11 protein-coding genes are annotated in these 13,707 nt (G+C 50.5%); 9 read left to right on the top strand and 2 right to left on the bottom strand.

The genetic code is table 11. The annotated features are described in order from the left end of the window. Window positions 1-6: 6 nt before the first annotated feature. From AC27K1_RS00935 to AC27K1_RS00920, 4 genes are all read left to right on the top strand, one after another. On the top strand, window positions 7-1,575 hold the full coding sequence (locus AC27K1_RS00935; RefSeq protein ID WP_487147609.1) for a hypothetical protein: 1,569 nt from the start codon (window positions 7-9) through the stop codon (window positions 1,573-1,575). Between the two features lie 551 nt (window positions 1,576-2,126). Next, the gene (locus AC27K1_RS00930; protein WP_487147608.1) at window positions 2,127-5,288 is read left to right on the top strand and encodes a hypothetical protein; all 3,162 of its coding nucleotides are present in this window, start codon (window positions 2,127-2,129) and stop codon (window positions 5,286-5,288) included. Window positions 5,289-5,463: 175 nt separating this feature from the next. Continuing rightward, window positions 5,464-6,054: a 16S rRNA (guanine(966)-N(2))-methyltransferase RsmD gene (rsmD, locus tag AC27K1_RS00925; RefSeq protein ID WP_487147606.1), complete on the top strand. Its 591-nt coding sequence runs from the start codon at window positions 5,464-5,466 to the stop codon at window positions 6,052-6,054. Window positions 6,055-6,156: 102 nt separating this feature from the next. Continuing rightward, window positions 6,157-7,194 (top strand): hydrolase, encoded by a 1,038-nt coding sequence (locus AC27K1_RS00920; protein ID WP_487147605.1) that lies wholly within the window; start codon window positions 6,157-6,159, stop codon window positions 7,192-7,194. On the opposite strand, the gene dps is transcribed toward AC27K1_RS00920, so the two are convergent. Continuing rightward, window positions 7,185-7,673, bottom strand: coding sequence for a DNA starvation/stationary phase protection protein Dps (gene dps / locus AC27K1_RS00915; protein ID WP_487147604.1), 489 nt, complete (start codon window positions 7,671-7,673; stop codon window positions 7,185-7,187). The genes AC27K1_RS00920 and dps overlap by 10 nt on opposite strands. Before the next feature lie 444 nt (window positions 7,674-8,117). Further along, window positions 8,118-8,801 (bottom strand): TetR/AcrR family transcriptional regulator, encoded by a 684-nt coding sequence (locus AC27K1_RS00910; RefSeq protein ID WP_487147602.1) that lies wholly within the window; start codon window positions 8,799-8,801, stop codon window positions 8,118-8,120. A gap of 145 nt (window positions 8,802-8,946) precedes the next feature. On the opposite strand from AC27K1_RS00910, the gene AC27K1_RS00905 reads away from it, so the two are divergent. The 5 genes from AC27K1_RS00905 to AC27K1_RS00885 all read left to right on the top strand — a co-directional run bounded on the left by AC27K1_RS00905 (window position 8,947) and on the right by AC27K1_RS00885 (window position 13,690). Next, window positions 8,947-10,386 (top strand): coniferyl aldehyde dehydrogenase, encoded by a 1,440-nt coding sequence (locus AC27K1_RS00905; RefSeq protein WP_487147601.1) that lies wholly within the window; start codon window positions 8,947-8,949, stop codon window positions 10,384-10,386. A gap of 61 nt (window positions 10,387-10,447) precedes the next feature. Beyond that, on the top strand, window positions 10,448-11,047 hold the full coding sequence (locus tag AC27K1_RS00900) for a hypothetical protein (RefSeq protein ID WP_487147599.1): 600 nt from the start codon (window positions 10,448-10,450) through the stop codon (window positions 11,045-11,047). A gap of 70 nt (window positions 11,048-11,117) precedes the next feature. Further along, window positions 11,118-12,740, top strand: coding sequence for a GMC family oxidoreductase (locus AC27K1_RS00895; RefSeq protein WP_487147598.1), 1,623 nt, complete (start codon window positions 11,118-11,120; stop codon window positions 12,738-12,740). A 175-nt stretch (window positions 12,741-12,915) separates the two neighbouring features. Next, entirely contained in the window at window positions 12,916-13,398 is a 483-nt protein-coding gene (gene coaD / locus AC27K1_RS00890) for a pantetheine-phosphate adenylyltransferase (RefSeq protein ID WP_487147596.1), read from the top strand. A gap of 40 nt (window positions 13,399-13,438) precedes the next feature. Then, entirely contained in the window at window positions 13,439-13,690 is a 252-nt protein-coding gene (locus AC27K1_RS00885; protein ID WP_395182100.1) for a YfhL family 4Fe-4S dicluster ferredoxin, read from the top strand. The last annotated feature ends 17 nt before the right edge of the window (window positions 13,691-13,707 follow it).

Raw genomic sequence — 13,707 nt, 5'->3', positions numbered from 1 at the left:
ATTGCCATGGAAGCCATTTACAGGCGAGATGAAATTGATAAAGGTAAAACACTAAAGGCATTTCATACCAAGCAATTTGAACACCGTTTTCAGGATGCATTCAAGAGAGAAGTAAAAGATAAACGCCTCACAATGAACGAAATGGCTATTGCCAAAACATCATGCTATCGCTTAGCTTCACTTTGTCGAATCCATAGTATTTTGCCCGATAAATTCGCTAGCGGGTGCACCTTCACACTACGCCAAAACGCCCACACTTGTGAGTGGCTACATCCTTTAGGTGACGGTCGCCTGGCCGTATTGAGTAGCCATAAGGATTTGAAGGATCACACTGCAATACTGAAAGGTAACTTGAGCATTCTTTCTGGAGTTGGCAAACAGAGCGTTTTGTCATTTGAAGAGACAACGAATGCAGACGCAAGTAATGGGCCTTTCTCGCCTGCCGTTGTATTAGACGATGATCGTATAGCATGGTCTGACAGGAAAGGTATCAGTATTTGCAACTTCACGAAAAGGCAGGAAAAAATAACGTTCAATCCCATTAAATTTAATGGCAGCCCTCTGATAGAAAAGCTATCCAGTGATAAATTAGTGACGCATAACATGGAGGTTTTCCAAGTAGAAAAAAATGACCAAGTGAATCGGATACCTGGCTCATATAGAGATGTTTATTACGACCCTGAAAGTGATGAACATGAGAGAGATAATACGCTGAAAGGTGGCTACGATGTCGTCACACCAATGCCAGAAGGAAACAAATTCGTAGTGGCTACCAATTCATCTCATGGGAATCATCACTTCATACTTGAGTATGATCCTGAAAAGAATCGATGGAAACCACCACCGTTAAAACTGACAGAAGGAGATGCCTTTTTGCCTTGCACAAATATAATACTATTCATGAATAAAAAACTGATGGTTACAGGTCATGACAATGGCCTAATCTATATTTGGAAGTGCATAGAAAGCAAATGGTCACATATAAATTCAATCAATACGTCCGAGTATGTAAAACCACTCTGGCCGCCCTATGATGCAACTGGAATTGAAAGTCCCATAAATGCATTATCTGTTGAAGCCATGTTATCTTTACCGAATGGGGTATTAGTCACTGCAACACGTGGCGGATCCATTCATTTCTGGGATATCAACAAAAAAGAATATCCATTGTTACGTTCAATTGAAACTTATTTTGACAATTCCGATAAGTATTTATGCATAGAGAATCTCAATATCACACCAGAAGGACAATTGCTGGCAAGCTACCTCGATAATGGATCCATCGTCATCAGAGCTTTTGATTACACGGGTAGACCTCATGAGGGTTCACGTGCCACAGATAGCACGGCATGTGCTGCTTCCCCCTCCTTTAAGACAATATATATGGAGATAACCACTCCTGCCGAGAACCGCCCTGTGCCGGGTTTATCACAAGACAATGAGCACCCTGCTCGTTGCATAGACATTAAAAAAAACATCCCTGTTTCCTTGCGAAAGACAACAACGTATGTGGTTAATTTGGTACAGGAGGTTATATCTACCACTCTCTCTGATGAAGAGGAGCTTGATCTATAAACAATCAATAAGAATGCTATAAAAATAATCTTCATACATCTTCCCTGATATTTATTGTGACAAGGAACATTTGAATGTATGAAACGAAAGTGAAGCCCGTTTACAAAAGGTGTTTTCTCAACATTCATAAAACATAAGAGCCAGAACCGTTTTCTTCTATGATTCCAATAAAACATAGTGAGAGGTATCTGGCCTTTTTTAAGCATGGCAGAGGCCTGTCCGGATAGACAATGCGCTTTTGCCGCACAGGGACTTTTCAAGAAAAAGACCGATTCACGTGCGTCCAACCGGCAGATGCCAGTGGTTTGATCACGCTGGCACCCTGACCAATGTGTTCATATCCACTAACACGCCCTGAACGCGCTTAAGAGAAAACATACTAACTATCTAACGGGTTGACTAACTGTGTTGCCAGGAGGTTTTTGCTTAAATCAGGCGCTACCTGCTCGTCAGGACGTAGTCCCCCGGGAAATCTGGTTCATGGCACGCTGTGACTATCCTATGAACCAACGAATATTCAGGCCTGCTCATATCAAACAGGGAGGTACTTCATGGAATCGGAAGTCTTTATACCACAGGTTCGTTCACAGCCTGCTCTTTTGGACAAGGGGGAAAAAAATGAACGGCACGGCTCCGCTGACATACAGCAACACTGCGTCACTCCCAAGGTTGCCAATCAGGCGTCCGGGAAAACAAATACTACAGGCCTGGGTGCAAGAAAAAAGAGCAGGGTGCGTTTTAATTCGCCGTTTTTAGATTGCGAAGACAATAGAGAACAAGCAAAAAAATGGCATGATCACTTTAAGGAAAAGGCTAAGTCGCTTCTCGCATTGAAAGAGAAACTTGATGATTTTCACATGAATCTTTCCCCTGAGGCAATTCGAGGAAGTGGTTTGGCGGTAACGGGGGGGGAAACGATCGCCCACGCGGCAGAAAAATCATCAGAAAAAGACTTCTTCCGAGCATTCAAAGAAATCGTAAGAGACGATCTTTTTGATGCCGATGAAATGAGTGAAATTGAGCGTGCGTTGTGTGAGGCAACCCAATATAACGCTCAAGTTGTTCATGAGTTGCAACGCTTAATTGTCGAGTTATCAAATCGTCATATTAAAATATTGATAGGGGGTTACAATGACCTGAATAAAGTTCTCGTAAATATACTGGGTTCGGAAAAAGCAAAAATACCCGATGCGCCATTATTTATAGGCCGAGTCAATCAACACACCCCAATGTATAACGAAAGGCATGCCTTCTGTTCACCGGCAATCTCTCGTTGTCACCAGGCAATTAATGGCAATGAAGCGTTGCGTCAAAAACTTATAAATATCCTTAAGGAAAGAAAGTATGATAATTGTACACTGGAGGAGCTTGCAGAAAATGGCGAGCTAAAAAGTGAGGAAGTGGAGGTTATACGACGAAGCAGTATTTATGACAAGGAAAGAAAAACAATCATACGGACAACCAGTCGATTAAATAAAGAGCTATCAAGTATGCTGGGTAATATTTCAGCCCCTCGAATCTACGTTAACTCATCGGGTGACAAGACAACGCTTGAGTCAAAAGGTAATCTTTTTAACACATTGAAAGATGATTATAAAAATTTTGACAAGTTTTTCTCTAATATTAGAGTTGGCTTTTTATCGACAGAAAGAATGGCGATAGCTCTGGATGAATTCTGCCAAGAAAATAAAATCAGTTGCCTGGTTAATGTGTTTGCCAGGTCAGGCTCACTTCAGGCAGCGATGAAGAAAATCAATAGCAAGACAAAAGTTATCAGTATTGAAATGACTTCGCCGGATGAAAAAAAAACAGGCTCTAAAAAAAAGCAGGAGCGCCAGAGAGTTTTTTTTGAAAATGATGATAAAGGTGTCACCGTAGTAGAAAATATTTTAACGTATTTAATGGAAAACAAAACAATTATAACTAAGGAAACCTGCCTTTTTTCTGTTCATCCTGATATGTACCTGGAAGAGCCTATTCTTTTTAAGATTTTAAAGTTTTGGGCTGACAGCAATGGGGGGCTGATTATTATACTATCGAATATGCCTGATGAAATGCTGCCAGCTACAATTAAAGTCAATATGATTGAGGATCAAGGGCCATTCATTCGCAAGGTTTTCGAAGAACAGTATTATTACAAACCTAGTGTATTCACCCTGAACTCAAGCGAGGCTGCAGGTGAAAGCCTATCCCGTACACCAGGCTTGACCGGAAAAACGACGAGTCAAGCCAGTTTGAAGGAGGGAGCTTCAAATACTGGTGCTCGTTTCTCGGTGAGATATCAGTTCACCTCACCACTTCTTTTTAAGACACCCTATATATATCAGGATGCTAAGCATTCCTGTGCTGACGTTGAAACCATCTCGGGAAAGAAAACGACGTTTTCGGGAGTGCAAACAGTTTCACTTTTTGAAGAGCTGAGCGAAATCTTGACAAGAATCTCCCTTGAAAAAGAGAGGCTCGATAATTGCTGGGACAGCATGAATAAAATTGCATTGAATATTGACAAAAGCGCCAAAAGAGTGTTAGCGAGTTCAGAGAAAGCTGATAATTCTGCAAGGATGAATGTGAAAGATTTTGTTTATTCATATGTAAAAGCTGCATCTTATTTATTATATGACGCCAATCATCTAGAAAAATTTATACTGTTAATGAATTTGGTGGATAAAAATTGCCATGAGGGCGTTCCCTATTTTTTGGGGAAATATATCAATCTGGCAAAATTACATATTGATCTATTAATGAAGCTGTTTTCTTGCCTGCATGATTTTTTATTGAGCACTTTCGAAGAGGCCAAAATTCATGAAGGGTCTTTATTGCTTGAGCAATTCATGGATTACTGCAATGTATGCCTTACTAGTGAATATTACATATATCCTGAAAAGTTGCTGATATCATCTGAGCGTGGATGGTGGTATGACCAAAACCGAAAATGTGAAGAGGGTCCCACGAGGGATGTTGTTTACACGATTTTTGATTTTGATGAAGAGTTTGTTCAAATCGCAAGGAATAAATATTTTGATTCTAATGCATTAAATCAAGAGACGGATGGATCGGAAGTCAATCTCTTATCGTCTTTGGTGAATTGTAAGAGGAAAATGCAGGGCTTTTTAGAAAAGATCGGTATTAATCTTCCAGTAACCGTCAGGACAGCAAAAGCGATGCATGAATTCTGTAAAAATAATCATATTGAGTGTGTGGTTGATGTGTTCGCAGGTGTTGCCATGCTCCAGGCGGCTATGAAAAAAATAAACAGTGATGTGAAAGTTGTCAGTCTTGACAACCTTTCAGCAATTAGAGAACACCAGGACCATACCCAAAAAGGTGAGTACACAAAAGCATTCTTTCCAACGGATGATAGCGTAGGCGTCACTGTTGTAAAAGATTCTCTGTTGTATCTTGAAAATCACACCGATCTTATCAATAAAAAAAGCTGTTTGTATGTCGCTTTTCCTTTTCCTTTTGCGGAAGGATTAACAACACTTCAGGCTATATTGGCGTTATGGGCTGATAATGGAGGGGGGCTGATCGTTATCATTTCTGAACAGGATAAAGCAACCCTGCTTCCGGCTTCATTCCTTGATTTATACGATATGACTGACAGTCAAGAGCCACTCCCTGAACAGGTTACCGTGGAAATACCTGATATCAAGCCCCTGGTGTTTACCCTGACCCATAAGCCTTATACCGACATGTTTGAACTGGATGAGTGATTGGGGCAGCGACTCCGGCAGGCTTTTCCCGGCGGTTTATCGCTAATGAACGATCAATAGGTGTGAGGATGACCGGATTCTGCAGCCTCATACCCTACCACCAAACGGGCATTTCATACCTGTTCCGAAGCCATGCTAGAATCGCCGCCCGATTGCCAACTGACCTGAACGCAACATGAAACACACACGTGGCCGTCAACACCCCCATACCGGTGGCGGCCAGCTCCGCATTATTGGCGGTACCTGGCGCAGCCGGAAACTGCCCGTGGCCGATGTCGAGGGTCTGCGTCCCACGCCTGACCGGGTGCGGGAAACCCTGTTCAACTGGCTGACCGGCTGGGTCGCGGACGCACGCTGCCTGGACGCGTTTTCCGGTACCGGCGCCCTGGGCCTTGAAGCGCTATCCCGGGGCGCCAGCGAGGCGCTCTTTCTGGAATATTCCCCGAAAGCCGCGCAGACCCTGAAAAACAATCTGCAAACCCTGCATTCTGAAAACGCCCGGGTTGAGCAAACCGATGCCCTGCAGTGGCTCAGCCGCCCTGCCCTGCAGACCTATAACCTGGTATTCCTGGATCCGCCCTTTCGCAAACAACTGCTTCAGCCCGTATGCGAGCAATTGCAAGCCAACGGTTGGCTGGCTCAGGATGCACTGGTATATGTGGAAGCAGAAAAAGAGCTGAGCCCATTACCCGTACCCGCCAACTGGGAACTGTGGAAAGAGAAAAGCGCCGGACAGGTGATTTCCTGCCTCTATCGCGTTGGATAATGTTTTATCAGGCAGTGCGTTGCTCTGCCTGGACACAAGGTTATGGCATCATAACCCCGCAAATAGAAAATCATCCGAATAATCACTGCCAGGACTGCCAGCATGGGAACCTCTCACACTGCCGCTGATGCGCCGTTCAAGCCTGCCTGGTGGCTACCCGGGCCGCATCTGCAGACACTGTGGTCCCCCCTGCTGAAACGACAACCCATGCCTCCACGAACACGGGAAAAGCTGACACTGCCTGACGGGGACTTTATCAACCTGGACTGGTGCGGCGATGACCAGGGGCAACCGCTGATCATCCTGCTGCATGGCCTGACAGGCTGTTCACGCTCAAAATATATTCTCGGCTTGCAGGCTGCACTGCTGGCACAGGGTTATCAGAGTGTCGCCATGAACTTCCGCGGTTGCGGGGGAGAGGTGAATCATCACACCAAAGGCTATCACTCAGGTATTTCCGAGGATCTGGACGCTGTTGCCTGTCTGCTGGCTGAGCGCTATCCCAACCGCCCCTTAGGCGCTGTCGGCTTTTCATTGGGCGGAAATGTCCTGCTCAAATACCTCGGAGAACAACAGTCGGCTACGCCACTGAAGTGCGCTGTCGCGGTCTCCGTCCCCTTTGAACTTTCCCGAAGTTCAGAACGCATTAACCAGGGATTCTCCCGCGCCTACCGCAACCGGCTACTGCGCGACATGATTGGTTACATCTCCAGGAAAAAGCAGCATTTCCACCAACAACAGATGCATGAGCAGTTCAAAACACTGGAGGCACTGGGCGACGTCGAATCAATCAATACCTTTCAGGCTTTCGATCACCAGTTCACGGCGCCGCTGCACGGCTTCGAGAGCGGGGAAGCCTATTATGCCCGCTGCAGCTCCCGCCAGTTTCTGCCCTCTATCGCAATACCGACCCTGATCATTCACGCCAGGGATGACCCGTTTGTTTTCGCATCCTCCATTCCATGCGAAGGCGAACTCTCCAAATCGACGCAACTCGAATTAGCCCCCCGTGGCGGTCATGTGGGCTTCGTCACAGGCTCGCCCCTGAAGCCGCGTTACTGGCTGGAGGAGCGTATTCCTGCCTGGCTGTCAGAACAGTTCTCGCATCACACAGCCAAACACACGGCTGCTCACTTGTAGGTTTTCGTGGGCAGATGAGACTCCACCAGCCAGAGCAGCTTATCGATTTCACGGGACCGTGATGTCAGAAGATCCGCTGATATCACATCGCCCTGTTCATCAACGCTGCTGATGACCCGCACACACTCGCTGGTGAAAAAGGCCAGCCGTTCACTGATGACTTCAATATGCCGGTCAATGGAATCGACGTCATGGGGATAAGGCAATAAGCTGGAATGTTCTGCCGCCATCTGCACCGTGCCCCGGGGCTTAACGCCCAGTTGTGCGATGCGCTCAGCAATATCATCCGCTGTGTCACTGACACAGGTTGCCACCTCATCCAGCAAACGGTGGACAGAGAGAAACTCACGCCCCGCCAGCGTCCAGTGGGATTCCTTGATCTGGAGATAAAGATCTATCCCGCAGTAAAGCAGCTTCTGCAATGCCTCCGATGAGTGCAGCTTTACATTGTCCTGCAATGCTTCATAGGTATGCGTCATAAGACAAACTCCGTCATAACTCCCCCCCATGATCGTACCCAGGCCCATCCTGCGGAATGACAACACGGTTAATTAGCCGTTATCTCAGCGTCGCAAAAGGAAGCATTTAGGAGAAAACAGGCATTTGTGCAAAATAAATCCCTTTGTATCGAGCCAAGGCTACACAGCTGACAACCAATCCAGTGGTGAACGTTTCCTGCTATTAACAACAGATAGCCAGGGATAACACATCGATGAGATCAGTTTCCCGACTGAGAAAAACCACGTTCACTATCGTTGGACAACCACTTCAGGCCTTCGACCGGTCGATGGATGCGGCGTAAGTTTGTCGGTTGAAGAAACGTCCGGTGGCAGTATCGAAACCCCGGAAAACAATAGCGACGCAGGATCACCTCATCTCCCTGGGCAACCATTCAATGCGTTGAAAATGGACAATGTGGGCTTTCACTCAGATGATTCATGCATGAACCACTGGTTGACCGGCACATAGTATTCTTCCAGCAGCGCTTCAAAATCCTTCCGGGCCTCATCCGTGACGTAGGGCTTATCCAGCAGCAGCGCCTGGTAGATAGCTCGACGGATCGTATCCTTGGAAAACTGTCCCGCCCCGGCAGCCAAACCGGAACCGACAAAACTGACCCAGGAAACAATGACCAGCCAGAGATTATAGGCCAGTGCTTCCAGCTCCCGCTCATCAACCACCATCACGCCACTGTCAATCAGGCTGCGATAAATAGTGATAATCCTCTGCACCGCAAAACCGGCCAGTTTTTCATATTCACTGCGAAGTACTTCCTCTGCCGCCAGCCGCTGCATATCCCGATGCAGAAACCGGTAATGCCACATGGCCTGCAACGCTGATTCAAGGTAGTGCCGCTTGACACTGACATCCGCCTTCTGCCCCGGCGATGGCGGCGTCAGGAACGCCTGCACCTCGTTGGCATACTGAACCAGCAGTTCCTTGATGATCGCGGTCTTGTTGCGGAAATGGTAATAGAGGTTCCCCGGAGAGATCCCGAGATGCGCGGCAATATGGTTGGTGGTCACCGCTTTCTCGCCCCGCTCATTGAACAGCTCACGTGCGGCTTCCAGAATCCGTTCCCGGGTTTTAACTGCTCGGTCTGACATCGGGCCTCGTTATTTCAAAGCGATTGTAAGGTCTGTTGACAGTTTAGAGTAATTGCTCTAATTTTCTCAACACTCATGCGTAAAAACAGAACAATAACAAAATAAATGCCTGCACTGACGGCGGGCCGACAACGAGGATCACAGGATGGCAACCACGGCGGAATACCTGCAAACCAGCGAGGAAGAAACGGTGCATATGCAGTCGGTCTTCGCTATCCAGCAAAAAGCCTACCGCGCCAACCCCATGCCCACGGCCGAAGAGCGTATCGCGAATCTCAAGAAGCTCAAGCACGCCATCCTGGATAACCAGGAAGCGATAATCGCCGCCATCAACAAAGATTTTTCCGGCCGTTCCCGCGATGAAACCCTGCTCGCGGAAATCATGCCCATTGCCCAGGATATCAACCACACCATTAAGCGCGTCCGGAAGTGGATGAAGCCCAGCCGCCGCCGGGTAGGGCAACACCTGCAGCCTGCCGCTGCCAAGGTGGTTTACCAGCCACTGGGCGTCGTCGGCATCATGGTGCCCTGGAATTACCCGGTCCAGCTGGGCGTATTACCGCTGGTAGGTGCGCTGGCAGCCGGCAACCACGCCATGGTCAAGATGTCGGAGTTCACGCCTAATACCGCAGAATGTTTCGCCAGGATCATGGCGGACACTTTCCCGGCAGAACATGTGGCCGTCATCAATGGTGATGCAAAAATTGCCGCCGAGTTCTCCAAGCTGCCGTTCGACCATCTGCTGTTCACCGGTTCTACCCAGGTTGGCAAGATCGTCATGCGTGCCGCTGCGGAGAATCTGACCCCGGTAACTCTGGAACTGGGCGGCAAGTCTCCCGCGATTATCGGCGATGACATTCCCATGGAAGATGCTGTAGAACGCATCTGTTTCGGCAAGTCATTCAACGCTGGCCAGACCTGCGTTGCCACCGACTACGTACTGTGCCCACGGGATAAACAAGACGAGTTCATTGATACCTACCGCAGGGTGTTCAACCGCATGTACCCGACCGTGGCGGGTAATGAGGATTACACCAGCGTTGTTAATGAACGCCAGAAGCAGCGTCTGCAGCAACTGGTGACCGATGCCCGCAACAAGGGCGCGACAGTTCATGTGATTGGTGAAGAAAACATTGCCGATGGCAGCCGCCGGATGCCCCTGCATATCCTCACGAATGTCAATGATGACATGCCCGTGATGCAGGAAGAGATCTTCGGTCCGGTCATGCCCGTTATTCCCTACGACAGCCTGGAGCAGGCGCTGGAATTCGTCCGTGACCGTCCGCGACCACTGGCGCTGTACTATTTCAGTTATGACAAACTGACCCAGGAACACGTGCTGAACACCACCCATTCCGGTGGCGTCTGCATCAACGATACCCTGTTCCATGTGGCTGTGGATGACATTCCTTTCGGTGGCATCGGCCCCTCCGGGATGGGTCACTACCACGGCCACGACGGCTTCCTGACCTTCTCCAAGGCCAAGGGGGTATTCCTCAAGCAGAAGTTCAATGCGGCCAAGTTCATCTACCCCCCTTATGGCGGCAAACTGCATCAGCTGGTTCAGAAACTCTTCATTCGCTGATCCATAACCCCGTCGCTCCGGCATGACGCCGGAGCGATTTTTTTGCCGAGATAACAATAATATGAATAAACCGTCCCGGCCTGATGCCGTCACAGAGACAGAGTCCCTGCTGGTCAGCCGTCGCCGTTTTCTGAAAGTCGGCATGGTGGGCAGTGCGGTGCTGGTAACCTCCGGCCTTGCCGTTAACCTCGCACAAAAAGAATCGCCTTCCGCGCATCCCGGCTACCAGTGGTTGCAGCTTCAGGATGTCGCCTTTCTCTCCGCGATTCTGCCCGCTCTGCTGAAAGAATCGATCCCCGATGGGAACGAAGGCAAACCTGCCGTCATCCGAGGACTGCAACAGCTGGACGCCAATATTTTCCGCATGTCTCCCGAGGTACAGAAACTGGTGCGACAACTCTTTGATGTCGCCACCGGCCCTCTGACCAGGGGGATCACTACCGGTATCTGGCAACCGTGGGAACAGGTGACGCCCGCTGAAGCCGAAACCTTCCTGCAGCGCTGGCGCAACAGCCGTCTGTTCCTTTTCCGCATGGCCTACTCATCCATCAATCAGCTCAGCCTGATGGCCTGGCATGAGACCCAGCGCGCATGGCTGCACATCGGTTTTTCCGGTCCGCCGCACAGCAATATCCTGGTGACTGCCACCAATCGCTACTGAAACCACAAAATAACCACCCTGCCCACAGAAGCAGGGGGATTGATTGCCGACGTTTTTTGGGGAGTATGGCATGGCCATCAAAGACCTGTTTGCCGAAGGTGTGAAAAGCGGCTGGAAGGTGCACAACGGATCCCGCATGGAAGACGGGTCACAGTTTGAGGCGGATGTTGCCATCATCGGCACCGGCGCCGGCGGCGGAGTGACCGCAGAGATATTGAGCCAGGCGGGCCTGAAAGTTCTGCTGATCGAGGCCGGCCCGTTGAAATCCTCCAATGATTTCAATATGGACGAGAGCCACGCCTACGCGGACCTTTACCAGGAAGGGTCTGGCCGGATGAGCAAGGACGGCGCCATCACTATCCTGCAGGGGCGCTGCGTCGGCGGCACCACGGTGATCAACTGGACCTCCAGTTTCCGCACCCCATCACAAACACTGCAATACTGGGCCGATAATTTCGCCACCGAAGGCACCAGCGAGGCAGAGATGGCGCCCTGGTTTGCCCGGATGGAAAAACGCCTCAATGTTCAGACCTGGCAGATTCCCGCCAACGGCAACAATGACGTACTCAAGCGCGGCTGCGACAAGCTGGGTTATGACTGGAAAGTGATTCCCCGCAATGTCGCCGGCTGCTGGAACCTGGGCTATTGCGGAACCGGCTGTCCGACCAACGCCAAACAATCCATGCTGGTCACCACCATTCCCGGCGCACTGCAAAATAATGCCGAACTGCTCTATCTGGCCCGGGCGGAACATTTCCGTTTCAATGGCGATGCTGTCAGTGAGCTGGTCTGCGCGGGTATGGATCAGCACAGCGTCCACCCCACCGGTCACCGTTTCACCGTCAAGGCAAAACACTACGTGCTGTCCGCCGGCGCCATTGGCAGTCCCGGCCTGCTATTACGTTCCAATGCTCCCGATCCTTACCAACTGACAGGAAAGCGAACCTTCCTGCATCCGGTACCCATGGTCATGGCCGTCATGCCTGAGAAAATCGAAGGCTACTATGGCGCGCCCCAATCCATCCACAGTGACCATTTTCAGTGGAAAGACGGTGTGTCTGGCCCTGCTGGTTTCAAACTTGAAGCCACCCCGCTACAACCGGGCCTCGCATCGGCCCTGATGAAAGCCCATGGCAAGTTGCTGGCCGACAGCATGGCTGACCTGCCCTACACCGCCTGTACACTGGCCCTGCTACGGGACGGCTTCCACCCGGACAGCCCTGGCGGCCAGGTCATGCTGCGCAACGACGGCACCCCGATCCTCGACTACCAGATGACCGATTACCTCTGGAATGGCGTCCGCCGCGCCCTGCAGACCATGGCGGAAATCCAGTTTGCCGCCGGCGCCCGGAAAGTTCGCCCCATGCATCAGGACGCACCCTTCGTAGATTCTGTGGAAAAAGTCACCGACCTGATCAACACGCTGCCCATGGAGAAATACCGTACCCTGATCGGCTCAGCCCACGTCATGGGCGGCTGCGCCATGGGCGAAGACCGTTACCAAACCGTCGTTAACAGTCGCGGCGAGCATCACTACCTTGAGAACCTTTCCGTCATTGACGGTTCGGTCTTTCCTACCAGCATCGGCGCCAACCCCCAATTGTCGATCTACGGCCAGGCGGCGAGAATGGCCAGCCTTCTGGCTGGCAGACTGACCGGAGCGCCATCCGGCATCCCGGTTCAGCCGGTATAGAACATGAACTGCACCCCGGCGCGCATGAGGCTTCAGGGCGCCGGGCGACTTGTGCTATCGTCTGCCAGTCGCTACCATGCGCAGCCTTGTTATCCGGCGCTCCCCGTAACGGTTTATACTGGGGAGAAGCCAGGACGCAGACGGGCACACCACGAATACAGGACGATAAAGACTGATGAGCACCGTGATATACCCGGGCACCTTTGACCCGATCACCAGGGGACACGGCGATCTGGTCACCAGGGCCGCCAGGCTGTTCGACAAGGTCATCATTGCCGTTGCCGAAAGCCCGAAGAAGAAGCCCCTGTTTGATATGAAAGAACGGGTGGCCATGGCCCGGGACGTGACGTCCCACCTGGGCAATGTCGAAGTCTGTGGATTCAGCTCCCTGCTGGCGGAATTTGTCCGTGAAGCCAAGGCTGATGTCATCCTGCGCGGACTGCGCGCCGTGTCTGACTTCGAGTATGAATTCCAGCTGGCGAACATGAACCGGGTACTGGCGCCGGAAGTGGAAAGCCTGTTCCTGACGCCAGCCGAGCAGTATTCTTACATCTCCTCCACCCTGGTGCGCGAGATCGCTTCACTGGGCGGGGATGTATCCAAGTTTGTTGAGCCGCAAATCGCCGAGGCGCTGAACGAAAAATACGGCAGGGCCTGAACCTGCCGCCGTCCGGCGACCGGCATGAGAATAGAAGACCATGTCACTGATCATTACTGACGACTGTATTAACTGTGATGTCTGCGAGCCGGAGTGCCCGAACAGCGCCATCTCGCCGGGCGATGAGATCTACGAGATCGACCCGAACCTCTGCACCGAGTGCGTGGGCCATTATGATGAGCCCCAGTGTCAGCAGGTGTGCCCGGTAGACTGTATCCCGCTCGATCCCGACAACCGGGAGACAGAAGAGGAACTGATGGAAAAGTACCGCATCATTACCGGCAAGGCGTAAGCCTTGTCGGAGCCCAT

Source organism: Kistimonas ophiarachnellae (assembly GCF_057552235.1).
The sequence above is the reverse complement of the archived record's forward strand: the minus strand, read 5'-3'. Positions and strand labels throughout refer to the sequence as shown.